This is a genomic window from Paraurantiacibacter namhicola, assembly GCF_001687545.1.
Lineage (GTDB): Bacteria > Pseudomonadota > Alphaproteobacteria > Sphingomonadales > Sphingomonadaceae > Paraurantiacibacter > Paraurantiacibacter namhicola.
On sequence record NZ_CP016545.1, the window covers coordinates 2,135,830 to 2,160,811 of the forward strand.

25 protein-coding genes are annotated in these 24,982 nt (G+C 63.9%); 14 read left to right on the top strand and 11 right to left on the bottom strand.

The window, feature by feature from the left end; all coding sequences use genetic code 11:
* Positions 1 to 4: 4 nt before the first annotated feature.
* Entirely contained in the window at positions 5 to 1,333 is a 1,329-nt protein-coding gene (locus A6F65_RS10430) for a NupC/NupG family nucleoside CNT transporter (protein ID WP_067788477.1), read from the bottom strand.
* Between the two features lie 147 nt (positions 1,334 to 1,480).
* Here A6F65_RS10430 and A6F65_RS10435 point away from each other — a divergent pair, with 147 nt between their 5' ends.
* Entirely contained in the window at positions 1,481 to 2,152 is a 672-nt protein-coding gene (locus tag A6F65_RS10435) for a queuosine precursor transporter (RefSeq protein WP_067790527.1), read from the top strand.
* A 79-nt stretch (positions 2,153 to 2,231) separates the two neighbouring features.
* Positions 2,232 to 3,455, top strand: a complete 1,224-nt coding sequence (locus A6F65_RS10440) for a spinster family MFS transporter (RefSeq protein WP_067788480.1) — start codon at positions 2,232 to 2,234, stop codon at positions 3,453 to 3,455.
* A gap of 21 nt (positions 3,456 to 3,476) precedes the next feature.
* On the opposite strand, the gene A6F65_RS10445 is transcribed toward A6F65_RS10440, so the two are convergent.
* Positions 3,477 to 4,880: an aldehyde dehydrogenase family protein gene (locus tag A6F65_RS10445; protein ID WP_067788484.1), complete on the bottom strand. Its 1,404-nt coding sequence runs from the start codon at positions 4,878 to 4,880 to the stop codon at positions 3,477 to 3,479.
* 182 nt (positions 4,881 to 5,062) lie between these two features.
* Between A6F65_RS10445 and A6F65_RS10450 the strand changes: the two genes are divergently transcribed.
* Together A6F65_RS10450 and A6F65_RS10455 are read left to right on the top strand one after the other, a co-directional pair.
* On the top strand, positions 5,063 to 6,106 hold the full coding sequence (locus tag A6F65_RS10450; protein ID WP_067788487.1) for a phosphotransferase family protein: 1,044 nt from the start codon (positions 5,063 to 5,065) through the stop codon (positions 6,104 to 6,106).
* 29 nt (positions 6,107 to 6,135) lie between these two features.
* Positions 6,136 to 6,912, top strand: a complete 777-nt coding sequence (locus tag A6F65_RS10455; protein ID WP_067788489.1) for an SDR family oxidoreductase — start codon at positions 6,136 to 6,138, stop codon at positions 6,910 to 6,912.
* A gap of 28 nt (positions 6,913 to 6,940) precedes the next feature.
* On the opposite strand, the gene A6F65_RS10460 is transcribed toward A6F65_RS10455, so the two are convergent.
* Positions 6,941 to 8,218: an acyl-CoA dehydrogenase family protein gene (locus tag A6F65_RS10460; RefSeq protein WP_067788492.1), complete on the bottom strand. Its 1,278-nt coding sequence runs from the start codon at positions 8,216 to 8,218 to the stop codon at positions 6,941 to 6,943.
* A 240-nt stretch (positions 8,219 to 8,458) separates the two neighbouring features.
* Between A6F65_RS10460 and A6F65_RS10465 the strand changes: the two genes are divergently transcribed.
* From A6F65_RS10465 to A6F65_RS10490, 6 genes are read left to right on the top strand one after another with little or no spacing between them, the layout of a single operon-like run.
* Positions 8,459 to 9,802 (top strand): metal-dependent hydrolase family protein, encoded by a 1,344-nt coding sequence (locus tag A6F65_RS10465; RefSeq protein ID WP_083989446.1) that lies wholly within the window; start codon positions 8,459 to 8,461, stop codon positions 9,800 to 9,802.
* Positions 9,802 to 11,022, top strand: a complete 1,221-nt coding sequence (locus A6F65_RS10470; RefSeq protein WP_067788494.1) for a cytochrome P450 — start codon at positions 9,802 to 9,804, stop codon at positions 11,020 to 11,022. Before A6F65_RS10465 ends, A6F65_RS10470 begins: the two co-directional genes overlap by 1 nt.
* The gene (locus tag A6F65_RS10475; protein WP_067788496.1) at positions 11,022 to 12,230 is read left to right on the top strand and encodes a cytochrome P450; all 1,209 of its coding nucleotides are present in this window, start codon (positions 11,022 to 11,024) and stop codon (positions 12,228 to 12,230) included. The genes A6F65_RS10470 and A6F65_RS10475 overlap by 1 nt, the downstream gene beginning before the upstream one ends.
* Positions 12,227 to 12,970 (top strand): SDR family NAD(P)-dependent oxidoreductase, encoded by a 744-nt coding sequence (locus A6F65_RS10480; RefSeq protein ID WP_067788499.1) that lies wholly within the window; start codon positions 12,227 to 12,229, stop codon positions 12,968 to 12,970. Before A6F65_RS10475 ends, A6F65_RS10480 begins: the two co-directional genes overlap by 4 nt.
* Positions 12,970 to 13,659, top strand: a complete 690-nt coding sequence (locus A6F65_RS10485) for a ThuA domain-containing protein (RefSeq protein ID WP_067788501.1) — start codon at positions 12,970 to 12,972, stop codon at positions 13,657 to 13,659. Before A6F65_RS10480 ends, A6F65_RS10485 begins: the two co-directional genes overlap by 1 nt.
* Positions 13,652 to 14,413 carry an SDR family NAD(P)-dependent oxidoreductase gene (locus tag A6F65_RS10490; protein WP_067788503.1) on the top strand — a complete coding sequence of 254 codons (762 nt, stop codon included), beginning with the start codon at positions 13,652 to 13,654 and terminating at the stop codon, positions 14,411 to 14,413. The genes A6F65_RS10485 and A6F65_RS10490 overlap by 8 nt, the downstream gene beginning before the upstream one ends.
* Here the strand turns inward: A6F65_RS10490 and A6F65_RS10495 are convergent.
* Genes A6F65_RS10495 through A6F65_RS10505 form a run of 3 tightly spaced genes read right to left on the bottom strand, consistent with a single transcriptional unit; the run spans position 14,410 to position 16,577 of the window.
* Positions 14,410 to 15,399, bottom strand: a complete 990-nt coding sequence (locus A6F65_RS10495) for an amidohydrolase family protein (protein WP_083989448.1) — start codon at positions 15,397 to 15,399, stop codon at positions 14,410 to 14,412. The genes A6F65_RS10490 and A6F65_RS10495 overlap by 4 nt on opposite strands.
* Complete coding sequence (locus A6F65_RS10500; protein WP_067788505.1) at positions 15,396 to 16,172, bottom strand: SDR family oxidoreductase; 777 nt, start codon at positions 16,170 to 16,172, stop codon at positions 15,396 to 15,398. The genes A6F65_RS10495 and A6F65_RS10500 overlap by 4 nt, the downstream gene beginning before the upstream one ends.
* A 30-nt stretch (positions 16,173 to 16,202) precedes the next feature.
* Positions 16,203 to 16,577, bottom strand: coding sequence for a limonene-1,2-epoxide hydrolase family protein (locus tag A6F65_RS10505; RefSeq protein WP_067788508.1), 375 nt, complete (start codon positions 16,575 to 16,577; stop codon positions 16,203 to 16,205).
* Positions 16,578 to 16,663: 86 nt separating this feature from the next.
* Between A6F65_RS10505 and A6F65_RS10510 the strand changes: the two genes are divergently transcribed.
* Genes A6F65_RS10510 through A6F65_RS10525 form a run of 4 tightly spaced genes read left to right on the top strand, consistent with a single transcriptional unit; the run spans position 16,664 to position 19,689 of the window.
* Complete coding sequence (locus A6F65_RS10510) at positions 16,664 to 17,200, top strand: VOC family protein (RefSeq protein ID WP_169817023.1); 537 nt, start codon at positions 16,664 to 16,666, stop codon at positions 17,198 to 17,200.
* A gap of 4 nt (positions 17,201 to 17,204) precedes the next feature.
* Positions 17,205 to 17,990 carry a 2-keto-4-pentenoate hydratase gene (locus tag A6F65_RS10515; RefSeq protein ID WP_067788510.1) on the top strand — a complete coding sequence of 262 codons (786 nt, stop codon included), beginning with the start codon at positions 17,205 to 17,207 and terminating at the stop codon, positions 17,988 to 17,990.
* Positions 17,987 to 19,222, top strand: a complete 1,236-nt coding sequence (locus tag A6F65_RS10520; protein WP_067788512.1) for an MFS transporter — start codon at positions 17,987 to 17,989, stop codon at positions 19,220 to 19,222. The genes A6F65_RS10515 and A6F65_RS10520 overlap by 4 nt, the downstream gene beginning before the upstream one ends.
* Positions 19,219 to 19,689: a MarR family winged helix-turn-helix transcriptional regulator gene (locus A6F65_RS10525; RefSeq protein WP_067788513.1), complete on the top strand. Its 471-nt coding sequence runs from the start codon at positions 19,219 to 19,221 to the stop codon at positions 19,687 to 19,689. The genes A6F65_RS10520 and A6F65_RS10525 overlap by 4 nt, the downstream gene beginning before the upstream one ends.
* On the opposite strand, the gene A6F65_RS10530 is transcribed toward A6F65_RS10525, so the two are convergent.
* From A6F65_RS10530 to A6F65_RS10550, 5 genes are read right to left on the bottom strand one after another with little or no spacing between them, the layout of a single operon-like run.
* Positions 19,676 to 20,653, bottom strand: coding sequence for an XdhC family protein (locus tag A6F65_RS10530; RefSeq protein ID WP_169817024.1), 978 nt, complete (start codon positions 20,651 to 20,653; stop codon positions 19,676 to 19,678). The genes A6F65_RS10525 and A6F65_RS10530 overlap by 14 nt on opposite strands.
* Positions 20,654 to 20,666: 13 nt before the next feature.
* On the bottom strand, positions 20,667 to 21,251 hold the full coding sequence (locus A6F65_RS10535; protein WP_067788515.1) for a CoxG family protein: 585 nt from the start codon (positions 21,249 to 21,251) through the stop codon (positions 20,667 to 20,669).
* Between the two features lie 18 nt (positions 21,252 to 21,269).
* On the bottom strand, positions 21,270 to 22,052 hold the full coding sequence (locus A6F65_RS10540) for an FAD binding domain-containing protein (protein WP_067788517.1): 783 nt from the start codon (positions 22,050 to 22,052) through the stop codon (positions 21,270 to 21,272).
* Positions 22,052 to 24,418 (bottom strand): xanthine dehydrogenase family protein molybdopterin-binding subunit, encoded by a 2,367-nt coding sequence (locus tag A6F65_RS10545; RefSeq protein ID WP_067788519.1) that lies wholly within the window; start codon positions 24,416 to 24,418, stop codon positions 22,052 to 22,054. Before A6F65_RS10545 ends, A6F65_RS10540 begins: the two co-directional genes overlap by 1 nt.
* Positions 24,415 to 24,891: a (2Fe-2S)-binding protein gene (locus A6F65_RS10550; protein WP_067788521.1), complete on the bottom strand. Its 477-nt coding sequence runs from the start codon at positions 24,889 to 24,891 to the stop codon at positions 24,415 to 24,417. Before A6F65_RS10550 ends, A6F65_RS10545 begins: the two co-directional genes overlap by 4 nt.
* Positions 24,892 to 24,982: the final 91 nt, after the last annotated feature.

The following is a 24,982-nucleotide window of genomic DNA, read 5'->3' on the forward strand; positions in this document are numbered from 1 at the left end:
TATCTTAGACTGACAGGAACAGGCCCGCCAGAGCAGCGGACATCAAATTGGCGAGCGAGCCAGCGGCCAGGGCGCGCAGGCCCAGCTTCGCGATGACGGGCCGCTGGTTGGGCGCGAGCCCGCCGGTGACCGCCATCTGGATGGCGATGGAGCTGAAATTGGCAAAGCCGCACAGCGCGAATGTCACGATGGCGGTGGTCCGCTCGCTCAGCACGCCGGCCTCCATGGCGCCCAGCTCGATGAAGGCGACGAATTCGTTGAGCACGATCTTGGTGCCGAACAGGCCGCCTGCAACCTGCGCTTCCTGCCAGGGGATACCCAGCAGGACCATGACGGGCGCGAAGACGAAGCCGAGCAATTGCTGGAAGCTGATGTCGGGATAGCCGAACCAGCCGCCCACGCCGCCGAGGATGCCGTTGGCCAGCGCCACCAGCGCCACGAACACCATGACCATGGCGCCCACGGCCACGGCCAGCTTCACGCCGGTCTGCGTGCCTTGTGCGGCGGCCTCGATCACGTTGGCGGGCTTGTGCCCTTCCTCGAAGGTCTCGGCCATCTGGACTTCGTGCGGCTTGCCGCCTTCGGTCAGGGCCGCAGGGCCTTCCGCGCTGATGCGCGCTTCGGGAAGCTCGATCTCGGCCAGTTCCGCCGCATCGCGTGCAAGATCGCTCTCGTCGTCCGGCATAATGATCTTGGCCATCAGGATGCCGCCCGGTGCGGACATGAAGGCGGCCGCCAGCAGGAAGGGTACGGCTTCGCTGCCGATGAAGCTGGCGTAAGCCGCCAGGATCGTGCCTGCCACACCGGCCATGCCCACGCTCATCAGCGTGAACAGGCGGCTGGGCGAAAGGCTGGCGAGATAGGGGCGCACGACCAGCGGGCTTTCCGACTGGCCGACGAAGATATTGGCCGCGCTGCCCAGCGCCTCGACCTTGCTGATGCCGGTGATCCAGCCGATCGCGCCGCCCACCCAGCGAACCAGCCGCTGCATGATGCCCCAGTGATAGAGAATGGAGACGATCGCCGCGAAGAAGATGATCACCGGCAGCGCGGCAATCACGAAGGTGTTGGTGAAGGGATTGGCATCCATCGATCCGAAGATCGCCTCGATCCCGACCTTTGAATAATCGAGCAGCGCAATCACGCCGTCGGACAGGAACTGGATCGCCGACACGCCCCATGGCGTGCGCAGGACCAGCAGCGCCATCACGGCCTGCAGCGCAAAGGCCGCGCCGACGACACGAAGCCGGATTCGCCTTTTTCCTGTCGAAAGCAGGAAGGCGATGAAGAGGATCGCTGCGATCCCGGCGAGAGGCAGAAGCTGCGCGGCCATTGGTTTCCCGAGTAACCTGTGTGGGGACTCGCCCTTTCGCCTAAAGCGCCCTGCCCGTCAAAGGCCAAAGACAGCTTGTCCATAAGTTGCGGATGGAATGGCGGGGGCGCTTTGCAATGCGCTGGCACCGCAATAAGGATGCCGCGCATGGACACGACCAAGAACGACGCACCCATCGCCCGCCCCATGTTCATCATGGCCCTTATCTACGGCGGCATGACCGTGATTGCCGGCGTGCTGGCTTACAAGCAGGTGCAGCTGTGGCCCACAGATCTGGCGGTGGAGGCGGGCATCTTCGCCTTCCTGCTGCTGGTGGTGATCTCCAGCACGGTTGCGCAGCTTTACGGCCGCGCGATGGCCAACAGGCTGGTCTGGTGGGGGTTCCTGCCGCTCCTGCTCTCCGCCGCGCTGATGACGCTGGTCCTGCAATTGCCCGCATCGACCGAGATGGTGGACTTCCGAGGCGAGGACCTCGCTGCTTTCGAGCGGGTGCATAACCAGCTGTGGCGCGTGATGCTGGCCGGCCCTGCGGCCTATATCGTTTCCCTGCTGCTGAACGTGTGGATCTTCGACCGGCTGCGCGGGGACGGGAGCGGCGACGCCAACACATTCGGCCTGATGCTGCGCGGCGGGATCGCTTCCGCCCTGTCGCAAGCGGTGGACAGCGTCATCTTCATCACGCTGGCCTTCTATGGTGAGTTCGACATCACGAACCTGCTGATCGGGCAAGTGATCGCCAAGGTGGTGCTGAGCTTCGTCTTTGTGCCGCCGCTGATCGCGCTTGCGGTGAAGCTGGCGCGCCGCTCGGACGCGGCCTGATCAGCTACGCAGCCCCAGTCCGTTGAGCCAGCCGGCCACCCAACCCGCGCGCACGTCGCAGCCCAATGTCGTGCTCGGCATGCTGCTGCTGGTCTATATCTTCAACTTCCTCGACCGGCAGATCCTGTCCATCCTCGTTGAACCGATTAAAGACGAAACAGGATTCAGCGACACACAAATGGGCCTGCTCGGCGGCTTGCCCTTTGCTATCCTCTATTCCACGATGGCCATACCATTTAGCGCGCTGGCCGACCGGACGAGCCGAAGTAAAGTGATCGCCGCCGCCTTGGTCGTATGGAGTGGATTCACCGCCCTGTTCGGCCTTACACACGCCTATTGGCAGATGTTCCTGGCGCGCATGGGCGTGGGTGTCGGAGAGGCGGGGGGCGTGGCGCCATCCTACGCGCTTATCGCCGATTATTTCCCCAGCACTCATCGCGCCCGCGCCATATCCGTCTATTCACTCGGGATCCCGCTGGGCAGCGCGTTTGGTTTGCTCGCTGGCGGCTATATCGCTGCCAATGTGGATTGGCGAGCGGCCTTTATAACCGTTGGTCTTGCGGGCATATTGATCGCCCCGCTGTTCCTATGGATTGTGAAGGACGTACCGGAACCCGTCGCACCCGCCAACACGCCCTCGGCATTCTGGGATACGATCGGGGAGACTTGGGCCATTGTGCGCCGCAAAAAAGCGTTTTGGCTGATGGCACTAGGTGCAGCGTCGGCATCCATGATTGGGTACGGACTCGCCTTCTGGTTCCCAGCATTCTTAATGCGTAGCTTCGAATTTGACCTGCAAGAAGCTTCGAGATTTGTAGCTGGATTGCTTTTAAGTGGGGGTGTGGCAGGCATCCTAGCCAGCGGTATACTCGCTGACAAAATTGGGAAAAAAGATCGTGCTTTTTACACGAGGCTTCCCGCCGTCGCCTTCGTGCTCGCCGTGCCGCTCTTCGCCGCCGGAATCCTGAGCGAAAACCCAACGCTCGCCTTTTTCATCTTTATCATCCCGCAGGCGCTGGTCTATTTCTGGCTGGGCCCGATCCTGTCCGCTGTGCAGCATTTGGTGGAACCGCGCCTGCGCGCCACGGCATCGGCGCTGTTCCTGCTGATCAACAACCTCATTGGCCTTGCCGGCGGTATCTACGCGCTGGGCGCATTCTCCGACGCGCTGAAGCCCGCCTATGGCGACGAGGCGCTGCGGTATTCGATGCTGTTCGGGCTCGCCCTGTACCTGCTCGCCGCCGCGCTGCTGGCTGCGGCAGGCCCGGCCCTGCGCAAGGGATGGGTCGACGAGGCAGGCTGAGCCGCCGGGCCGGCTGCCTTCTCAGCCGAGCGCGACGTTGACGATATGCGGCTGGGTGAATGCCTCCAGCCCTTCGTCACCGCCCTTGCGGCCAATGCCGGACTGCTTCGCACCCCCGAACGGGATATCGGATGGGATCTCCACGCCCTTGTTGACCCACACGGTGCCGGTGTTGATCTTCATCGCCACCTCCACGCCGCGCTGCGTATCCCCGGCCCAGACGATGCCACCAAGGCCATATTCGCTGTCATTCGCGCGGGCGATGGCATCGTCGATATCATCGTATTTCAGCACCGGCAGTACCGGCCCGAATTGCTCTTCGCGCACCAGGGCCGCATCATCGGGAATGTCGCGCACGATCGTGGGTGCGATGAAATAGCCTTCCCGCTCAAGCGGATGGCCGCCTGCGATCACAGTGCCGTTCGCCTTCGCGTCATCCAGGTAACCCAGCAACTTCTCGTACTGCATGCGGTTCTGGATCGGGCCGATCTGCGTGCCCTGCTTGTCGCCATCATCGACCACCGCCTCGCTGGCCAGCTTCGCGAGTGCATCGCACAATTCATCATACAGCGGCGCGGGCGCATAGACGCGCTTCGTGGCGAGGCAGACCTGCCCGGCGTTCATGGTCGCAGCGCGGAAGATGGACGGCGCGACATCTGCCACGCGCACATCGTCCAGCACGATGGCCGCATCATTGCCGCCCAGCTCCAGCGTGATGCGCTTCAGCGTGTCGGCACCAGCCGCACCGACCTTTCGTCCCGTCACGGTGGAACCGGTGAAAGTCACCTTCGCCACGTCGCGGTGACCTGAAAGCTTCGCGCCAAGATCATTGTCATCGACGATCACGTTCAGCACGCCAGCAGGCAGCACATCCGCTGCAACGGCAGCGATTGCCAGTGCGATCATCGGCGTGGTGGGCGCCGGCTTTGCGACCACCGTGTTGCCCGCCATCAGCGCCGGGCCGATCTTCTGCGTCACCATCAGGAACGGGAAGTTCCACGGCGTGATTGCCGCGACCACGCCCAGCGGCGTGCGATGTTCGATGATGCGGGTGCGGGCGTCCTCGCGCAGCACGACCGGTTCGATCCGCTGGCCGGCAACATGGCGCATTTCCTGGATGCCGGCGGCAATTTCGCCCTTCGCCTGGTTCAGCGGCTTGCCCTGTTCCATGGTCAGCAGGCGGGCAAGGTCATCCTTCACTTCCTCCAGCCCATCGGCCAGCCGGGACACGTAGCCTGCCCGTTCCTCCCAGCCGCACGCAGCCCATGCGGGGAAGGCCTGCTTCGCGGATGAAACGGCGAGTTCCAGCTGCGCCTCGTCCGCCCGCTCGGCCTGGACGAAGCTGCGGCCCGTCGCCGGGTTCACGACATCGAGCTTTCCTGCGCCATCGACCAGCTTCCCGCCGATCAGCATCTTCGTGTTCATGTGCGATGTCCGTTTGCAAAATGCGATTGTGCCAGATCGCGGATGGCCATGTCCACGCGCGCGTATCGCCCATATGGGCGCTCGGCCCGCAAATCCCAATCGCCGCGCGAACAGGCTTTGTGGTTGTGCATCGGCAATCGGCCAACCTATGGCGTGCCCAGCTGGTGAGAGGAGACCGTGACATGGACAATAGCGAAGGCGGCACGTTTGCCGACCTGGATGGCCCGCGCCTCCTCGAATGGCTCAAGGACAGTTTGCCATCGGGCAGCGGAGACCTGTCGCTGGAAAAGTTTCCCGGCGGCCAGTCCAACCCGACTTACCGGCTGAGCTATGGCGGGACGAATTACGTCCTGCGGCGCAAACCCTTCGGCCCGATCCTGCCGTCTGCCCATGCGGTGGAGCGCGAGTATCGCCTGATCAGCGGACTGCATCCCATGGGCCTGCCCGTCGCAAAACCCTACTCCTTGTGCGAGGATGACGAGGTCATCGGCTCCGCCTTCTACGTCATGGAGCTCGTCGAAGGCCGTACCTTCTGGGACGGCGCACTGCCGGAATTGCCGCGCGAAGACCGCGGCCCCGCCTATCTCGCGATGGTCGATGCGCTGGCCCGGCTGCATGCCGTCGACCCGGCCGAGGCGGGACTTGGCGATTACGGCGCGCCCGGCAATTACTTCGAGCGGCAGGTTGCCCGCTGGACCAAGCAGTACCGCGCCGCGCAGACCGAGGAGCTGGAAGAGGTCGAACGGCTGATTGCCTGGCTTCCGGACACCGTGCCGCAGCAGGACCGCACCAGCATCATCCACGGCGATTACCGGATCGACAACCTCATCTACGCTCCCGATGCGCCCACCGTCAGCGCGGTGCTGGACTGGGAGCTTTCGACGCTTGGCGATCCGCTGGCCGATTTCACCTATCTTGCCATGAACTGGGCCCTGCCCCGCACGGGCCGCAATGCGCAGCTGGGCGGGCTGGACCTGGCAGAGCTTGGCATCCCATCGCTGGAGGAAGTGACGGAGCGATATTGCGCGGCAACAGGCCGCAGCGGCGTGCCGGACATGAACTGGTATTTCGCTTACAATCTCTTCCGGCTTGTCGGCATCCTGCAGGGCATTCGCAAGCGCATCATCGACGGCAATGCCTCTGGCAAGGATGCCCATTCCAAGGCCGCGCTGGTCGAGCCGCTGGCTGCTGCGGCATGGGATTTCGCCCGCAAGGCCGGCGCCTGACATTTCGGAATTTCAAGGAGTTACCACGCATGTCGCTGTTTGACTGTTCGGGCAAGATCGCCATCGTCACCGGATCCTCACGCGGGATCGGCCGCGCCATCGCGGAAGAGCTGGCCGATCATGGGGCGCGCGTCGTGATCTCCAGCCGCAAGCAGGAAAGCTGCGAAGAAGTCGCCGCGGCCATCAATGCGAAGCACGGCGAAACCCGCGCGGTGGCCATCGCAGCCAGCATCTCGGAAAAGCCCGCGCTGGAAAACCTCGTGGCCGAAACGCGCGAGCACCTCGGCCCGGTCGACATCCTCGTCTGCAATGCGGCAAGCAATCCCTATTACGGATCGATGGACGGTATCTCGGATGACCAGTTCCGCAAGATCCTGGACAACAATGTCCTCTCCAATCACTGGCTGGTGCAGCTTTGCCTGCCGGACATGCGGGCCAGCGGCGGCGGAGCCATCGTGGTGGTATCCAGCATCGGCGGCCTGCGCGGATCGGCCAATATCGGCGCCTACAACATCTCCAAGGCGGCGGATTTCCAACTGGTGCGCAATTACGCGGTGGAAGTTGGCAAGGACAATATCCGCATCAATGCGATTGCGCCCGGCGTCGTGAAGACGGACTTCGCCCGCGCGCTGTGGGAAGACCAGAAGATGCATGACCGCACGGCGGCCGCAACGCCGATGCGGCGCCTTGGCGAACCGGGCGACATCGCCGGGGCGGCCGTCTACCTCGCCAGCGATGCCGGCGCATGGATGACGGGGCAGATGATGGTGATCGACGGCGGGGTGACCATCGCCGCCGGATTGTAACGCCCGGACGCGCCGTGCGGCGCGCGGCTTAAACCGCCGTGCCCGGCTTCGCCTTCAGGTCCGTGTATTTCGCGAATTCGCTACGCGCGATGGCGCGGTTGTGCACCTCGTCCGGGCCGTCTGCGAAGCGCAGCGTGCGGATGCTGGCCCAGGTCGCGGCCAGCTCGTGATCCTGGCTGACGCCGCCCCCGCCATGTGCCTGTATGGCATCGTCGAGGATGGACAGCGCCATGTTCGGTGCCTGCACCTTGATCATCGCGATCTCGGTCTTTGCGGCCTTGTTGCCGGCGCGGTCCATCATGTCGGCCGCTTTCAGGCATAGGAGGCGGCTCATCTCGATATCAATCCGGGCGCGCGCGACGCGTTCTTCCCACACGCTCTGCTGGTAGATGAACTTGCCGAAGGCCACGCGGCTGGTGAGGCGGCGGCACATGGCCTCCAGCGCTTCTTCCGCCACGCCCACGGTGCGCATGCAGTGATGGATGCGCCCCGGCCCCAGGCGGCCCTGAGCGATCTCGAACCCGCGCCCCTCGCCCAGCAGGATGGCATCGGCAGGCAGGCGCACATCCTCCAGGCTGATTTCGGCATGGCCATGCGGCGCGTGGTCATAGCCATAGACGCTCAGCATCCGTTCGATCGTTACGCCAGCCGTGTCCATCGGCAGCAGGATCATGGACTGGCTGCCGTGGCGCGAGCCGTCCGGGTCAGACTTGCCCATGACGATGGCCAACTCGCAGCGCGGATCGCCCGCGCCGCTGGACCACCACTTGCGGCCATTGACCACCCAACCGTTGCCATCGCGGATGATGCTGGCCTGGATGTTCGTGGCGTCGGAAGACGCGACATCGGGCTCCGTCATCAGGAAGGCGCTGCGGATCTCGCCATTCATCAGCGGGGTCAGCCAGCGGTCCTTCTGCTCGCGCGTCCCGTAGCGATAGAGCACTTCCATATTGCCGGTATCGGGGGCCGAACAGTTGAAGACCTCGCTGGCCCAGTGAATGCGGCCCATTTCCTCGGCGCAGAGGGCGTATTCGAGGTTGGACAACTGCTCGCCTTCGAAGGTGTAGCTGTCGTCGACATGCTCCTGCCCGGAATGGGGCGGCATGAAGAGGTTCCACAGACCGGCCTCGCGCGCGGCGGGCTTCAGCTCCTCGATAACGGGATTAGGCTGCCAGCGGTCACCGGCCTCGCTGGCGGCTTGCTCTGCCGCCTTGTAATCGGCATCGCGCGGGCGGAGATGTTCATCGACGAAGGTCCGCACCCGGTCGCGCATAGCGGCCTGCCGGTCGCTCAATCCGAAATCCACCGCGCTATTCTCCTGCTATCGGCCAAGGCCAGATCATGGAGAGCGGGTTGCCTGTTTGCGCGGCCCTTGTCCACCGGCGCGCCGAGACGCGCACGCCCCTAAGCCAATGGCGACCGCTTTCCCCGGGCAGACGTACGCAAAATCGCGGACCTTGCTGCCATCTGGCGCTTTGTGGACGGCAGGAGCCATGAGGCTTGCGATAAATATCGATGTCGATATAAATGTCCTTGGAGGATCACCGTGAACCAGAGCGACGCAGCAACCCTGATCGAGAATGGTCTCGTCTTCGACGCGACCGGCGCGGTCTCCAGCGTGCAGCCAATCGCCTTCGACGGCGCGATTGCCGCCACTGGGCAGGCAGCGCTCGACTGGGCAGAAGGCCGCAACGACGTGCGCCGTATCGATGCCAGCGGCTGCACCGTGATGCCCGGCCTGATCGACGCCCATTGCCACATCAGTTTCGACGAGCCGCATTCAAACGACGAGCTCTTCTTCCATCGGCGCGAGGGCCTGTCCGCGCTGGTCGCCGCGCATAATGTGCAGAAGGTGCTGCGCTCAGGCGTGACCAGCCTGTTCGATGCCGACACCATCTACAGCGTCTCGCTCGACCTGCGCGACGCGATCGAGGGCAGCGTGTGCGAGGGTCCGCGCATGACTTGCGGCGGGAATGCGCTGTTCACTTCGGTCGGCGGCACGGCTGGTATGCTGGTGCCTGACGAAGGGGCGATCGGTTATCTCAAGGTCACCCGCACCAAGGACGAGATCGTTACCGAAATCCGCAACCAGGCAAAGCGCGGTGTCGACTGGATCAAGATCCATGTTACCGGCCTGATCCCCCGCCAACGCGCCGAGGGTGAGATACAGGTCTGGACCTATGACGAACTGAAGCTGGCGGTCGACACCGCGCACGAGCTGGGCCTGCCGGTGACCGGCCACTGCCGGAACGCCAGCTCCACCCGCGATGCCGCGCGCGCTGGCTTCGACATGATCCTCCACGCCACTTACATGGACGAGGAAGCACTCGAGGCGGTAATCGAGCACAATACGCCGATTGTACCAACACTTACCTTTCAGGCGGTCCTGGCCGAGCATGGCGATGCGATCGGCGCCAGTCCTTACCTGAAGGCGCTGTTCGCCAAGGAAATCGAGGAAAGCTGCGTCCAGCTGCGCCGCGCCTATGATGCGGGCGTGCCCTTCCTTTGCGGGACCGAAAGCGGCTTCTCCATCACGCCCTATGGCGAATGGCACTGGCGCGAATTGCAGGTCTTCGTCGAGAACATGGGCCTGTCCCCTGAAGAGGCCATGATCTGCGCCACCCGCGAAGGCGCCCGCGCGCTCAAGATGGAAGACAAGCTGGGCACGCTGGAAAAAGGCCGCATCGCCGATGTCATCGTGGTGGAAGGCGACGTGACGAAGGACGTCACCCTTCTCGGCCGCCCGCAAGGCATGAAGCATATTTTCAAGGGCGGACGGCGGATCGATACCGAGACCCCGCTGCCAACCCGGACCGGCCTGCCTTCGTGGCGCGTTTCCAACTATTCGACCCTACCCGCAACCCGCGCAACCACATTGGGCTGGAAGTGATGTCAGAACACGAAGTCACCACTTATGACGGCTGTGTCCACGCGCTGAAGCAGCCTGCACTGCGGCAGTCGCTGTACGACGCCGCCGCCATCATGATGAGCGATGTGCTTGTGAATTTGCACGGACAGGAACACCGGGCGCGGCGGCTGGTGGAAGGTACGATCTTCCGCAAGGACGTGTTCCTCAAATACGAGAAAACCTTCCTCCCACGCACGCTCGACGAGACCATCCGGCCGTTCCTGGAAGCAGGGCACGGCGACCTTGTCGACATCGGCTACCGCGTGATGATGAATCTCACGGTCGATTTCGCCGGCATCGACCGCCCCGAACGCAGTGCCGAGGAAACCGGCGAGCTTCTGCGCCTTCTCAAGGAATTCAGCCTCGCGCCCGCGCTTGGCCAATCGCTGGAGGATGATCTCGAGCCCAAGAAGGCCCGCATCCGCGAAGCGATGGGCGAATTCGATACCCGCTTCCTGACGCCCTCGCGCCGCCGCCGCGAGGCCATGCTGGCCGAAGTCGAGGCCGGTCGCATGGAAAAGGAAGAGCTTCCCGACGACGTGCTGATGGCGCTGATCCTGGGCCAGGAAAAACTGCAGATGACTGACGAGCAGTTCCTGCAGGAGGGCATTTTCTACATGCTGGCGGGCGCGCATACGACGATCCACTCGCTCGCCCATGCGATGCACGAGTTGTTCGAATGGCTCGATGCAAACCCTCAGGATATCGCGCTGCTCAAGGATGATCCCTATTTCATCCAGCGCTGCGTATTCGAAAGCCTGCGGCTGCACCCATCGAGCCCGGTCGCCAAGCGCCGCGCCTTATGCCCGGTAACCCTCGCCCAGGGCGACGAGGTGCCTGAAGGCGACGAGGTCGTGGTCAATATGCGCGCGGCCAATCGCAATCCGGAATTCTTCGGTGATGCGCCCGACACATATAATCCGCACCGAGAGGTGACGCGCGGCAAGATGCCCTATGGTCTGTCGATGGGCTACGGCATGCACGCCTGCATTGGCCGCAACCTTGCCATCGGGGTCGAACCCAAGCCCAATTCCACACCGGAGGATCACCAGTACGGTACCGTGCCGCTGATCGTGGAGGCATTGCTCAAGTTCGGCGTCCAGCGCGATCCGGAGGGCGTGCCCAAGAAGGACGAGACGATCACGCGCATCACCTGGTCCGAATACCCGGTGGTCTTCAAGCCCGACGAAGCGCTGATCTGATGCAGGTTCACCGTCTGGCGGATTATCGCGATTGCGAGGCGGCGCTACGCAATACCGGCCTCCGACAGGCGCTTTACGATGCGGGCGAGGTGATAACCAAGGATACGCTGCTTGTGCTTCACGGCGAAGCGCACCAGAAGCGCCGCGAGGTAGAAATTCGCGTTTTCCGCCGCAACTTCTTCAAATATTACGAAAAAGAGGTCTTTCCCGCCACGCTGGAGGAGACCATCGCGCCCTTTGTAGCGGCAGGCGGCGGCGATTTGATCGAGCTCGGCTATCGGCTCACAGTAAACCTCACCGCCGATTTTGCCGGGGTGGATCGGCCTGCGCGGACGCCGGAAGAAACTGCGCAGCTCATCCGGCTCGTCAAGAAGATGAGCGAAGGCGCCACCATGGTGCATTCCACGCGCGACAAGGATGAACTGACCGCCGAAGTGCGAGAAGCGCTGGCCGAATTCGACCGGGATTTCCTGCAGGCCTCGATTGCGCGGCGCGAGGACCTGATCGCGCAGGTGGAGCGCGGCGAAGTGGAGGAGGATACCCTTCCCCGCGATGTGCTGACCGTGATCCTGAAAGCGCAGGACGAACTGCAGTTCACGCAGGCGCAGCGCGTTCGCGAAATCGGTTTCTACATGCAGGCCGGTTCGCATTCGACCGCCAATTCGGTCGTCCATGCGCTGGAGGAAATCCAGACATGGGCCGGCGAGGATCAGGCGCGGTGGAAGCGGCTGGAGGACCCGGTCTTCGTACAGCACTGCGTCCACGAAAGCCTGCGTCTGCACCCGGCCAGCCCCGAGGCATGGCGCAAGAGCGTCTGCCCGATGAGCGTCCAGGGGGCGGGCGACATGCCGGAGGGCGACCGTGTCGAACTCGACCTGTTCAATGCCAACCGCAGCGAGGCGATATTCGGATCCGATGCGGGCACATTCAACCCGGACCGCGACGTGCCCGTGGGCGTCATGCGCTCCGGCCTGGCCTTCGGGATCGGCGTCCATGTGTGCCTCGGCCGCGAACTCGACGGGGGCCTTGTTGCGAAGCCCGGCACGGACCCGGCGAAGGCGCAATTCGGCATCGTGCCACTGATTGTGATCAAGCTGCTCGAACTCGGCGCGCGCAGGCTGCGTGACGATCCGCCAACCCCCGACACAAAGACCAAGCGCCCCAATTGGGGGCGCTATCCCGTGAAATTCACAAAGGAAATTGCATGAGCCGCAGCGCAATCATCACCGGCAGCGCCAACGGGATCGGCGCTACGATCGCGGAAACGCTGTCCGGGAAAGGCTACCGGGTGGGCATACTCGATCGTGACAGTGGAGCGGTCGAGGCACGCTGCAGCGCCGTCGACGGGGCCGTACCGCTGCCATGCGATGTTAGCGATCCGGCCGCTGTGGAAGCCGCATTCGATAATTTTGGCGAAGCGCCAGACCTGCTGGTGAACAACGCCGGAATCGTACGTTTCGGCCCGCTTGCGGACCAGAGCGATGAGGATATCCGCTTGGTCATGGAAGTGAACACGATGGGCGTGTTCTGGACGGCCAGGTCCGCCACGCGGCGAATGGCGCAGCGCGGCAGCGGGCATGTCATCTCGCTTACGTCGATTAACGCCTATTCCCCCGGTCCCGGATCCGGGGCCTATCCGGCCAGCAAGGCGGCAGTGAAGCAGCTGATGAAGCAGTTTGCGCTGGAGTATGGCGAGCACGGCGTACGCTTCAACTCCATTGCCCCCGGTTTCATCGATGGCGGCATGTCGACGCCGATCTATGCTGACCCGAAAGTGCGCGCGGCGCGCAGCAGGGGCGTCCCGCTCGGCCGTCTCGGCACGCCTGAGGATATTGCCAACGCCGTCGCCTTCCTAGATTCCGCCGAGGGAGCCTATATCAACGGGCACGACCTGGTCGTCGATGGTGCGGTGACCCATGCCGTGCTCAAGAACCTGCCGCGCGAATAGTGTCGCGCAAGGCGATCCTGCTCACCGGAGGCTATTCCCACCCTTTCGAGGACTCCTCACCTGCCCTCGCCGCGCTAATCGCGGAGGCGGGATTGGAGCCGCACCTGGAGGGGGATATCGATACCGCTGTCGCGATGCTTGCCGAAGGCCCGGCGCTGCTTGCGGTGAACGCACTTCATTGGTCGATGGTACAACATGAAAAGTATGCGCCGGACCGCGCAGCATACGCCTACGCCCTGCCTTACCAGCACATGAACGCGATCGAACAATATGTCTCCGGCGGCGGACGCCTGCATGTCCAACACGTCGGTACGATCTGCTTCGACACGCAGCCGCGCTGGCACCGTGTCATGGGCGGTGGCTGGTCGTGGGGTCGCTCGCATCACCCGCCGATGGGCAAGATGCGCGTGCAGCTGAGCGATGCGGGGGCAAAACTTTCTGCGGGACCGGATGCGTTCGAATTGCTCGACGAAGCCTATCACAATCTCGATCCGGCAGAGGACTGCACAGTACTTGCCACATGCGAGATCGAGGAAGGCCCGCAGCCGCTCGCCTGGATCAGGACATTCGGAGAAGGCCGCGTTGCAGTCGATGCGCTTGGGCATGATGCCCGCTCGATCAATGCGCCCGGCCACCGCGAGCTGATCGCCGCGCAGCTTGAATGGTTGAAGGAGACCGGGAATGCGTGAGGTTGCAGGACAGAGCGTGCTGATAACAGGCGGAGGTTCGGGCCTGGGAGAGGCCACGGCACGCTATCTGACCACGCGCGGCGCGAAAGTGACGATCACCGGCCGCCGCGCAGACCGGATCGCGGAAAAAGCCGCAGAAATTGGCTGTAACGGCATCGCCGGCGACGTGACCGTGGCGGCGGACCGCGTTGCCATGATCGAGGCAGCAGCGGACCATGCGGGCGGCAGGCTGGATTGCCTGTTCAACAATGCCGGCAATATGGTGCGCGGGCCGGTCGAGGAGCTGGACGAGCAGGAGTTGCTCGCCATCTTTCATGCCAATGTCGTAGGCGCGATGATGCTGACGGGCCTTGCGACCCCGTATCTCGCCCAGAGCAAGGGCCTGGTGCTGTTTGTCGGGTCGGTCCACACGCAGCGCGCCTTCCCCGGCGCATCGCCCTATGCCGCAACAAAGGCGGCAGTGCAGACACTTTCCAAGGTCTATGCTGCCGAACTGGGCGATCGCGGCATCCGCGTGAACTGCATAATCCCCGGCAGCGTGCTGACCGAAATCAATGTGCGCGCCGGATTGGCAAGCGAGGAAGAGGCCAAGGCTCGCTATGAAACGCTCCACACCATCCAGACGATCGACCGGCTTGGCCAAGGCGAGGATATCGCTCAGGCGGTCGGCTATTTCTTGGAAAGCGATTTCACCACGGGGACCACGCTGACCGTCGATGGCGGCATGGGCCTGGGCGTAACGCGCGGGGTCTAGCCCCGCAGCAGTCTTCGCGCATTGTCCGCCAGCGGCACGTCCATGGTCGGCACGCGGAATTTCTCGGGCGCATCCCATCCGGCGAAGTTGGTGCCGTAGACGAGGCGATCGGTCCCCACGCGCTCCACCAGCAGCTCCAATGCGCGGTCGTCATGCATGTGGATATCGTACCACAGCCGACCCAGCTGCTCGGCAAAGGCCCCGTCGCGGTGCAGGTGGTCGGGCGCCCAGGCGCGCTTGTGTGCCGCGTGTTCAAGCCGCCCCCACACCAGCGCCAGCGCGCCGCCGCCATGACTGATGCAGACATCGAGTCTGGGATGGCGATGCAGCACGCCGCCGAACAGCAACGTCGCCACGGCAATCGATTCCTGCATGGTGAAGCCGAGCATGATGTCGAGCTCGTATTTCGACAGCGCCGGGCTCGCAGCAGGACCGTCGATGCCGGCAGGCGCGGGATGGATGAATAGCGGCACGTCTAGCTCGCACACGGTCTCGTAGAAGGCATCCATACTTGGATCGTCGAGCCCGTGCGGCATGTCGGTGCCGATATAGGCGGCCTTGAGGCCCAGCTCGCGCACCGCGCGGCGCAGTTCCGCAATCGCGGCGGGCACATCCTGCATTGGCAGGGCTGCAGCGCCGCCCAGCCGGTCGGGCCGTGCTGACGCCAAGGCCGCCATGGTGTCGTTGTGGCGGCGGCAGAAGGCGATGGCCTCGGCTGCCGGGATGAAGTGGAAATAGGTCAGCGGATTGGGCGAGAGCAGCTGCCAGTCGATCCCGGCCCGGTCCATCGCCGCCACGCGCACCTCGGGGTCCATGAAGGCGCTGCCGCGATATTTCACCCCGCGCAGCTTGTAGCTGCCGATGCGGAAGACTGGCACGCCGTCCTCTTCGGTCAGCTCAGGCCCGAATTCGCCCGCAGTGCCGAACGTCTCCTCCATCACCGCATGGGCATGGATGTCAATCACGCGGGCGTCCGCGAGGCTCATGCGTAGCCCTGCGCGACGCCGCCATCGACCGCGATGGCCGAACCCGTAATGTAGCTTGCCGCATCGGAGCCGAGGAAGACGACGCAATTGGCGATCTCCTCCGCCTCGCCCGCGCGGCGCAGCGGGATGCCCTGCACCAATGCAGTTTCAATCTCGTCCTCGCTCTTGCCGGTGTCAGCCGATTGCTGCGCGAATAGCTTTTCGACGCGCGCAGTGCGGGTCCAGCCGGGGCACACCGTATTTACTGTGATCCCGTCCGGCCCGACCTGGTTCGACAGCGTCTTCGCCCAGCCCAGCACGGCCATGCGGATACTGTTCGACAGCGTTAGATTGGGCACCGGCTGCTTTACGCCGAAGCTGGAGATATTGACGATCCGCCCCCAGCCGCGCTCCTGCATTCCCGGCAGCACCGCGCGGGTGGCGCGGATGGCGGACATGAGCGTGAGTTCGACAGCCTTCGCCCAGTCATCGTCCTTTAGATCGGCGAACAGGCCCGGCGGCGGACCGCCAGCATTGTTTACCAGGATGTCGACCGCGCCGAATTTCTCCCGCGCAGCCTCCACAAAAGCGCCGATATTCCCTTCGTCGGTGACATCTGCCGTCATGGCAAGGCAGCCCGGCATGCTTGCAGCTGCCGCGTCCAGCGGACCCTGGGAGCGCGCGCAGATCGCCACATTGGCGCCCACCGCATGGAAGGCCTGCGCGGATGCGAGGCCGATCCCCTGGCTTCCTGCCATCACCAGTGCGGTGCGCCCTTCAAGGCCCAGTTTCATTGCGGCAACACTCCCAATAGATCCCTCACCCTAGGCCATCTGGCTGCGATACATCGCGAGATCGAAATAGTCGCGCCATTCGCAGATCAGCCCGCCCGATACGCGGAATATGCCCATAAGCGGCAGCGCAATCGGCTTGCCGCCCTTCACCATGCGGTCGATCCGCTCGGTCAGCACATGCTCTCCATTGGCGGCGATATGCAGCAATTCCCAGTCGCTGTCCTCGAACGGGCCGGCGGCGCGAAGGTATGCCTCAACGGCGCCTTTGCCCACCAGCGGATCCATCGGAATATTGTGATAGATCACATCCTGCCCCAGCATGGCGCAAACCTGGTCGAGGTCCGGGCCGCACCATGCCGCAATAAATGCGCGCACCACGCCTTCCGGTGTCTGCTCCCGCGTCATTGCTGCCCGGCCTCCCCTTCCCAGCCTTATTGACATCAAACGGTGCGAGGGTGAAGTATCGATTTCGATATAAAGGGGAGGGACAGGTGACGCCGCAGCCGAGCACGCCCGGCCGCCAGCATTTTGTGCAGGTCGCTTACCATGTCGCCGATATCGATGAGGCCATGCCGCGTTTCGCGCAGCTGATGGGGATTGGTCCCTTCCTTCTCAGGCGGCACATTGGTCTCGATCCCGTGTCCTATCGCGGGAAGCCGAGCGCGCTCGATATCAGCGCGGCACATGCGCAGGCTGGCCCAGTACAGATTGAGCTGGTCATGCAGCACTGCGGCAACCCGTCCGCCTTCCGCGACATGTTTGGCCCGGATGAGGAAGGCGTGCACCACGTCGCCCTGTTTCCCGAAAACTACGACGCGATGCTCGCGCATTACCTCGCGCTTGGCCACGAGGTCTCCACAGAGCTTGTCACGCCGGAAAAGCGCGGGGCCGCTTATGTCGATACAGTCGCTGCACTGGGGCACATGGTAGAGGTCTACCGCGTCAACCAGTCACTCCACGACTTCTATCGCGCGGTCGCGGATGCGGCGCGCGAATGGGACGGTAATACGATTGCAATCGAGGTTTGATGACATGCACAGCCAGAACAATACCATTGCCGACAAGCTGTTCGCAGCCTGGCGAGATCGACAGGCAATCGAAGACGAAGCTGCGCTGGCTGCATCGCGCGATGCCGAGCGTGGACGTGCGATCCAGGACCGGCTCAACGCATTGTTTGCCAAGGCCGGGCGCAGGCCCATCGGCTGGAAGCTGGGCCTGACATCGCAGGGCGCGCTGGACCTGTTCGGGGCGGATGAGCCGATGGTGGGCGTAATCTATGCCGACACGATGCTGGAAGACGGCGCCATGCTGCATTCCGCAGGAACCGTCAGCCCGCGGATCGAGGGGGAGATGCTGCTGGAAGTTGGCTTCATGCCTGCCGCCGGGGCCAGCGATGACGAACTGCTGGCATCCCTCGCCAGCGTCAGCGCCGCATTCGAAGTGGCCGATTCCCACTTACTTGGCTGGCCCAGCGCCATCGGCGGCGCGACGGCGGACAACGCCTGCTGCGGCTGGCTGATGCGCGCACCGCAATCGACCTCGCCGCGGGATGCCGATTTCGAAGAGACGACGATGAATTTGACGCGCGACGGCGAAACCATCAGCCAAGGCCGCGCATCGGCATGCTTGGGCAGCGTATTGGGGGTTTATCGCTGGTTCGTGGAGGATTCTCACCGGCGCGGCCGCGCGCTGGCTCCCGGTGAAATCATCCTGACAGGCGCCATGGGCCCGATGATCCCGATGGAAGGCCCGGCAACCTACCACCTCGATTGCCCGGGTCTGGGCGAGGCGACGCTACGCTTTGGAGGCGCCAGTTGAGCAGTGCAGCAGGCTGGCACGAACTGCGCGGCGGCTGGACGCTGCTGGTCGCCTGCGCCGTGGGTGTGGGCCTGAGCGCCATCGCGCTGCCTTTCTACGCCATCGGCCCTCTGACCCGCCCGATCGAGGCAGAGCTGGGCTGGGCCCGCGCCGATATCCAGCTGGCGATCCTTTTCAGCTCGGGACTGGGCGCTTTGACCGCTCCAGTCACGGGATGGATGATCGACCGTTTCGGTGCTCGCAGGGTCGCCCTCCCTTCGATCCTTGGCGTCTCGCTCGGGCTGCTCGTTGCGTCCTACGCCAGTACGCTTGCGATATTCTATCTGGGCTTTGCGGCCACCGCGATCCTGGGCGCTGGGACAAACCCGGTCCTGTGGTCGCGCGTCGTGTCAGGCAGTTTCGAAAAGGCGCGCGGGGCCGCGCTGGGGCTTGCCCTGGTCGGCACGGCGCTGGTCGCGCTGCTTCTGCCCAGCCTCATCGTCGCGCTGGAGGCTTACGGCGGCTGGCGCATCGCGCTGCGCGGAACGGCGCTGCTGCCCGTAATGATTGCCCTGCCGCTGGTCTGGGTCTGGCTGAGACCGGATGCACGCCGCCGGGCCGGAGATGGGGCGAGCGCGGGTCTGCCCGGCGTCACTGTAGGCGAGGCGCTGCGCGATTATCGTTTCTGGGTCCTCGCCCTGTCGATCCTGCTTGGATATCTCGCCATTTCCGGCACGCTGACAAACCTCGTCCCGGCATTGATCGACCGGGGTATCGAGGCGCAGGCCGCAGCAGCTTTCGCCGGAGCGGTGGGCATCACTATGATACCCGGCCGCGTGCTGGTGGGCTTCGTAGTGGACCGCATCTGGGCGCCAGGGGTCGCCATGGTCGTCCTCCTGCTGCCCGCCGCCGCCTGCCTTGTGCTGCAGGATGCGATGGCGCCAGCGATCCTGATTGCATCCTGCGCCATCCTCGGCCTTGCCGCCGGGGCTGAGCTGGATTTGCTGGCATTCCTGACCGCCCGCTATTTCGGGCTGGCACATTATTCCAAGATCTACGCGCTGGCCTATGCGGGGCTAGCAATGGGAAGTGCGACCGCGCCCTTCCTGTTTGCCTCGCTGCATGATCGCACGGGCAGCTATGGTACCAGCTTCCTGGTGGCGGGGACATTCTTCGCTATCGCAGCGCTGCTAATGCCATTATTGGGCCGTTATCCGGATACATTCGTGGACGACAGGAGCAGCGCGACATGAGCGATGCAAAGACCAGATTGCCGCTGCCCCCGTTGATGGACCGCATCTCGTTCCTGACGCACCGGCTCAACGCCCTGATGGCGCGGGCCTGCAATCCCTATTTCCAGGTCTGGGGCGTCGACCTGATCATGTCGCGCATGATGGTGGTCCTGCTGGAGCACGGATCGCTTCCGGCGGGCGAAATCGTACGCATCATGGCGTTGCCGCAATCCACCATCTCGCACCAGATCAAGCGGCTGGAGAAGCTTGGCTATATCCAGCGCGAGCAGGGCAAGGATGATTCGCGCGTGCGCGTCGCCTCGCTGACCGACAGGGGCCGCGAAGTGGCAGAGGAAGCCAACTTGCTCAGCCGGCAGGTGGTTGGCGTATTGCTCGACTCGATCGGCGAGGACGACATGGAAACCGTGCGCGCAGCACTGAAGCGGGCGGACACGGCATTGCAGGCATTCCGCTTCAAGCAGGACTGACTTCGCCCGCCACGGCTGCAGCGTTCGGAAACTGCGCCCCGATAATTTCATTATAGCTGTCGACCACCTGCGCCAGCACGGACAACGCCAGTGTCTCAGGATCGCGTGACGACGGGATGAGACCGATGGGGGCGACGATGCGCGCTATCGCGCCCTCCGGCACGCCGGCATCCTGCAACAGGCCCATGCGGCCGGCATGCGTCGCGCGGCTGCCCATCGCACCGACATAAAAGGCACTGGAACCCAATACCTCGGCAAGCAATGCTGTTTCCCAGTCGTGGTCGTGGAAGAAAAATGCCGCCGCAGTCCAGCCGTCTAGCGCGAAACCGAGGGCTTCATCCAGGCGCATAAGGCGGCGCACATCGGCATGCGTGGCCGAGAGTGCCTCTGCAAGATCGGCATCCGGCGTGGCGACATGGCATGCGATGCCAAGGGCTTCGGACTGCCGTACCAGCGCCTCCACCGTTCCGCCGTGACCTGCGATCACCAGTCGCAACGGCGGGTGGTGACGCACTAGGAATGTTTTGTCCTGCCAGCCCGTCTCTCCCGCATCCAGAACCAAGGGAACTCCCTCGCCTGTCGGCAGGGAGAGTACGGCCACCTCCCGCGCAGCCAGCCGGATCAGCAAGGCATCGACTGCCGCTGTGTCTGCTATGGGGGTGAACAGCAAATCGACACGCCCACCACATGGCAGGCGAATGTCGATGATCGGGCTTCCTGCTCCGTAAGCGATGCAGTGCGGCGCGCCCGCTTCCATGGCTGCAAGCGCCTCGCTCACCACGGCCCTTTCAATGCAACCGCCAGAAAGCGATCCCGCAAAGCTGCCGTCGGCCGCGACTGCCATATGCGCGCCCGGATTGCGCACGGATGCGCCCGTAACGTCCGTGACAGTGACGAGGCAGGCGGGCTGCCCCTGCCTCAGCGTTTCCTGCAGGAAGGATAGGATGCGCGGCGCGTCGAACACTGGCGCGCTTGTGTCACGCCAGCCAGTAGATGGCCAGCAACGCCGCCAAGACAGCAATCAGCGCGATCCAGACAGGCGACAAACCTGCGGCCTTCGCACTGGCAGCGTCAGTAGCCGCAGCCTCGGCCGCCACAGCCGCATCGGCTGCGCCGCCTTGTTCGGCTGCCAGGGCAGCAGAAAACTTGCCAAAGAAATCCTCGGCCATGGACCGCGCCGTGCCTTCGACCAACCGCGCGCCCATCTGCGCCAGCTTCCCGCCAATCTTGGCATCGGCGACGTAGGTCAGCAGTGTCCCGCCTTCAGCCTCTTCCAGCGTCACATCGGCGGAGCCCTTGGCGAAACCCGCCACCCCGCCCTTGCCTTCGAAAACCATGGTGCAGCGATCGGGCGCGACGACATCGGTCTGTGTCATGGATCCGTCGAAACGCGCGGAAACCGGGCCGATTTTCGTCGCAACAGTACCTTCGAAGCGATCATCGGCGGTTTTCTCCAACCGCTCGCAGCCCTTGAGGCAAGCCTTCAGCAGGTCGGGATCGTTCAGCGCCTCCCAGGCTCGCTGCGGGCTGCACGGCAGTTGGTAAGTACCCTTGATTTCCATAAGATCGGAACGTCCTTGTCAGCCGATTGCCGTGAGGGCGCGCTGCGCCATCACGCGGGTCAGGTGTATGCGGTATTCGGTGCTGGCGTGGAGGTCGCCGGTGAAATGCGCCGCTTCGAGGGATGCTGACGAAAGATCGCCGTCATCCTGCGCCGCGTCCTCGCCGGAGCGCCAGCGGAACACGCCCGTCCCGCCGCCAGTCACGGCGAGCTGGACCCGGTCGCCCAGCCGTGCGGCAAATACCGCGATCAGCGCGAAGCGCGAGGCCGGGTTGGGAAACTTTTCGTAACGCGCTTCGCGGCACGCCGGGAAGGTGACCGCCGTCACGATCTCGCCCGGCTCAAGCGCAGTTTCGAACATGGATGTGAAGAAGTCGGCTGCTGCGATGGTGCGCCTTTCCGTGCGGATTTCCGCATCGAGCGCAAGGCAGGCGCTGGGGTAGCAGGCGGCCGGATCGTTATTGGCCACAGAGCCACCGATCGTGCCGCGATGCCGCACCTGCGGATCCCCGATACCGCCCGCCAGCTCGGCAAGCGCAGGGCAATGTTCCCGCACGATAGCATCGCCAGCGACCTCTGCATGTGTGGTGGCGCCAAGGATGACGATGCGGTCGCCTTCCATGCTTACACCCTTCAGCTCGTCCAGGCGCGAGAGGTCGACAAGCATGCTGGGCATCGCCAGCCTTGCGCGCAGCACCGGCATCAAGGTCTGTCCGCCGGACAGCGCTTGCCCGTCCTCCTCGGCAATGAGGCGTTTTGCTTCATCCAGCGAGCCGGCACGGCGATAGGTAAAATCGTACATCAGCCCTGCTCCCTTTCCTGGCACAGCCGCCAGATCTTCTCCGGCGTGGCGGGCATGTCCACATGGCGGACGCCCAGCGCGTTGCAGACCGCGTTGATGACGGCGGGCGGAGAGCCAATGGCCCCCGCCTCTCCGCAGCCCTTCATGCCCAGCGGATTGCTGGGGGAAGGCGTGCATGCAAACTCAAGCTTGTATTCCGGCACGCCCTGCGCGCGCGGCATGCCGTAGTCCATGAAACTGGCCGACATCAGCTGGCCGGTTTCGGGATCGTACATGGCATTTTCCCAAAGCGCCTGACCGATGCCCTGCGTCACGCCGCCGTGGACCTGACCTTCGACAATCATCGGGTTAGCGACATTGCCGAAATCGTCCGCGGCGCAGAAGCTGGCAACCTCCACGGTCCCGGTGTCAGGATCAATCTCCACCTCGCAGACATAGACGCCAGCAGGGTAAGTGAATTCCGGCGGATCGAAGAAGCTGGTGGCAACAAGGCCCGGCTCAATCTCATCCGTGGGGAAGCCGGAGGCCGCATGGGCAGCAAAAGCCACTTCCGGGAAGGCAAGCGTGACGTTCGTATCCTTGCTGGAGAAGATCCCCTCGTCGAACTCCACCGCGTCATATTCGACCTGCATCAGGTGTGCGGCGATCTTCTTTGCCTTGGCGATGATCTGGTCGCATGCCCGCAGCGTGGCCGACATGCCCACCGAAGCGCGCGAGCCGTAAGTCCCTGTGCCAGCCTGGATGCGCGACGTATCGCCCTGGATAACGGAGATGTTCTCTATCGGCACGCCGAACCGGTCGGAAGCGACCTGCGCGAACGTTGTGGCATGGCCCTGCCCGTGCGAATGCGCGCCCGTGAGGATTTCCACCGTCCCCACCGGATGCACGCGCACCTCGGCAGATTCCCACATGCCCGCGCCGCCGCCCAGCTTGGCCAGCTTGGCGGATGGACCGATGCCGCATGCTTCCACATAAGCTGCAAGACCGATGCCGCGCAGTTTGCCGCGCGCTTGGCTGTCTGCCTTGCGCGCTGCGAAACCACCGTAATCGCCCAGCTCGAGCGCGGCGTTCAGCGTCTTCTCGTAGTCGCCGGAATCATACTCGTAGACGACCGGCGTCTGGTACGGGAATTCAGTGATGAAATTGCGGCGCCGGATCTCCGCCGGGTCGATCCCCAGCTCGCGCGCTGCGACATCGACGATCCGTTCCACCACATAGGCCGCTTCGGGCCGCCCTGCCCCGCGATAGGCGTCTACCGGGCAGGTATTGGTGTATATTGCCCGCACGCGTGCATGGATGGCAGGGATAGCATACTGGCCGGACAGCATCGTTGAATACATGTAAGTCGGCACCAGCGATCCGGAGCTCGACATGTAGCCCCCGACATTGGCCAACGTATCGGCCCGCAACGCCAGGAACTTGCCGTCCGCATCCAGCGCCAGCTCCACCTCGGTAAGGTGATCGCGGCCATGCGCGTCGGTCAGGAAAGCCTCGCTGCGATCGGCCGTCCATTTCAGCGGGCCGTCGACCATCTTCGAAGCGAAGGTCACAGCTAGCTCTTCCGGATAATTGTGCGCCTTTGAACCGAAGCCGCCGCCCACATCCGGGGACACCATGCGCAGCTTGTGTTCTGCCGCCAGGCCGAATGCCGCGGCATAAAACATGCGCATGCCGATGGGGTTCTGGTGCGTCAGGAAAACCGTAAGCTCTTCGCTGCCGGCGTCCCATTGCGCATTGATCGCGCGCGGTTCGATGGCGTTAGGTATCAGGCGGTTGTTGCGCAGCGTCAGGGAGACACGGTGAGCAGCCTTGTCGAAGGCGGCATCGACTGCCGCACTGTCGCCGATATCCCAGTCGAACGCGCAATTGCCCGCAATCTCGTCATGCAGCAGCGGGGCGCCGTCTGCCACGGCATCCAGCACGTCCACCGCGACCGGCAGGTCCTCGTAATCGACCATCACCGCTTCTGCAGCATCGCGCGCCTGCGCCAGAGTTTCGGCCACCACAAGCGCGACCGGCTCACCAACATAGCGCACCCGGTCGGTCGCGATTGCATTGCGCACACCGATCTTCTGCGGCTCCCCGTCGGTTGAGAAGATTGCCCAACCGGCCGGGAGCGCAGGCAGCCCGGCATCGACAAGGTCGCGCCCCGTCAGGATGCGCCGCACGCCCGGCATGGCCGCGGCATCGTCCAGGTCGATACCCGTGATCCGGGCATGCGCCATGGGTGAGCGCGCGAAGGCCGCATACAGCTGGCCCGGCAGGATCATGTCGTCGACATACTTGCCCTTGCCGCGCAGGAAGCGCCCGTCTTCCTGCCGCTTTACCGACTGGCCGAATTTCACGCTGGAAGCCGGGATATTCATGCCGTGCCCTCCATCTTGCCTGCGCCTTCGACGATAGAGGCCACGATGTTCTGGTAGCCCGTACAGCGGCAAAGATTGCCCTCAAGCTCGTGCCGCACCGTGGCGGGGTCCGGCTTCCCATGGCGGCGTGCGATATCGATACCCACCATTACCATGCCGGGCGTGCAATAGCCGCATTGCAGGCCGTGATTGTCATGAAATGCCTGCTGCATCGGATGCAGATCGTCGCCGTCCTTTGCGAGGCCTTCGATCGTGGTCACGCTGCGCCCTTCGGCCTGCACGGCCAGCATCGCGCAGCTCTTCACCGCTTGACCATCGACATGCACGGTACAGGCGCCGCACTGGCTGGTGTCGCAACCCACATGCGCGCCGGTCAGGCGCAGGTGATCGCGCAAGGCATGGATCAGGAGCGTGTTGTCAGGGACATCCAGAACCGCCTGTTTGCCATTCACCTCCAGTGAAATTTCAGCCATCGCGCCTCGCCCTCCCTATACATGCTCGTCTTACAGGCGAGCCTATGGCATGTCAGGTCAGATGCCAAGACCTATCGATATCGATATAATG

Coding starts and splice junctions, on each gene's coding strand:
- A6F65_RS10545 (WP_067788519.1), bottom strand. CDS start 24,418: ATGAATATCCCGGCTTCCAGCGTGAAATTCGGCCAGTCGGTAAAGCGG.
- A6F65_RS10540 (WP_067788517.1), bottom strand. CDS start 22,052: ATGTACGATTTTACCTATCGCCGTGCCGGCTCGCTGGATGAAGCAAAA.
- A6F65_RS10470 (WP_067788494.1), top strand. CDS start 9,802: ATGTCAGAACACGAAGTCACCACTTATGACGGCTGTGTCCACGCGCTG.
- A6F65_RS10490 (WP_067788503.1), top strand. CDS start 13,652: ATGCGTGAGGTTGCAGGACAGAGCGTGCTGATAACAGGCGGAGGTTCG.
- A6F65_RS10445 (WP_067788484.1), bottom strand. CDS start 4,880: ATGAACACGAAGATGCTGATCGGCGGGAAGCTGGTCGATGGCGCAGGA.
- A6F65_RS10550 (WP_067788521.1), bottom strand. CDS start 24,891: ATGGCTGAAATTTCACTGGAGGTGAATGGCAAACAGGCGGTTCTGGAT.
- A6F65_RS10515 (WP_067788510.1), top strand. CDS start 17,205: ATGCACAGCCAGAACAATACCATTGCCGACAAGCTGTTCGCAGCCTGG.
- A6F65_RS10480 (WP_067788499.1), top strand. CDS start 12,227: ATGAGCCGCAGCGCAATCATCACCGGCAGCGCCAACGGGATCGGCGCT.
- A6F65_RS10525 (WP_067788513.1), top strand. CDS start 19,219: ATGAGCGATGCAAAGACCAGATTGCCGCTGCCCCCGTTGATGGACCGC.
- A6F65_RS10455 (WP_067788489.1), top strand. CDS start 6,136: ATGTCGCTGTTTGACTGTTCGGGCAAGATCGCCATCGTCACCGGATCC.
- A6F65_RS10440 (WP_067788480.1), top strand. CDS start 2,232: ATGCTGCTGCTGGTCTATATCTTCAACTTCCTCGACCGGCAGATCCTG.
- A6F65_RS10505 (WP_067788508.1), bottom strand. CDS start 16,577: ATGACGCGGGAGCAGACACCGGAAGGCGTGGTGCGCGCATTTATTGCG.
- A6F65_RS10500 (WP_067788505.1), bottom strand. CDS start 16,172: ATGAAACTGGGCCTTGAAGGGCGCACCGCACTGGTGATGGCAGGAAGC.
- A6F65_RS10535 (WP_067788515.1), bottom strand. CDS start 21,251: ATGGAAATCAAGGGTACTTACCAACTGCCGTGCAGCCCGCAGCGAGCC.
- A6F65_RS10430 (WP_067788477.1), bottom strand. CDS start 1,333: ATGGCCGCGCAGCTTCTGCCTCTCGCCGGGATCGCAGCGATCCTCTTC.
- A6F65_RS10495 (WP_083989448.1), bottom strand. CDS start 15,399: ATGAGCCTCGCGGACGCCCGCGTGATTGACATCCATGCCCATGCGGTG.
- A6F65_RS10475 (WP_067788496.1), top strand. CDS start 11,022: ATGCAGGTTCACCGTCTGGCGGATTATCGCGATTGCGAGGCGGCGCTA.
- A6F65_RS10435 (WP_067790527.1), top strand. CDS start 1,481: ATGGACACGACCAAGAACGACGCACCCATCGCCCGCCCCATGTTCATC.
- A6F65_RS10450 (WP_067788487.1), top strand. CDS start 5,063: ATGGACAATAGCGAAGGCGGCACGTTTGCCGACCTGGATGGCCCGCGC.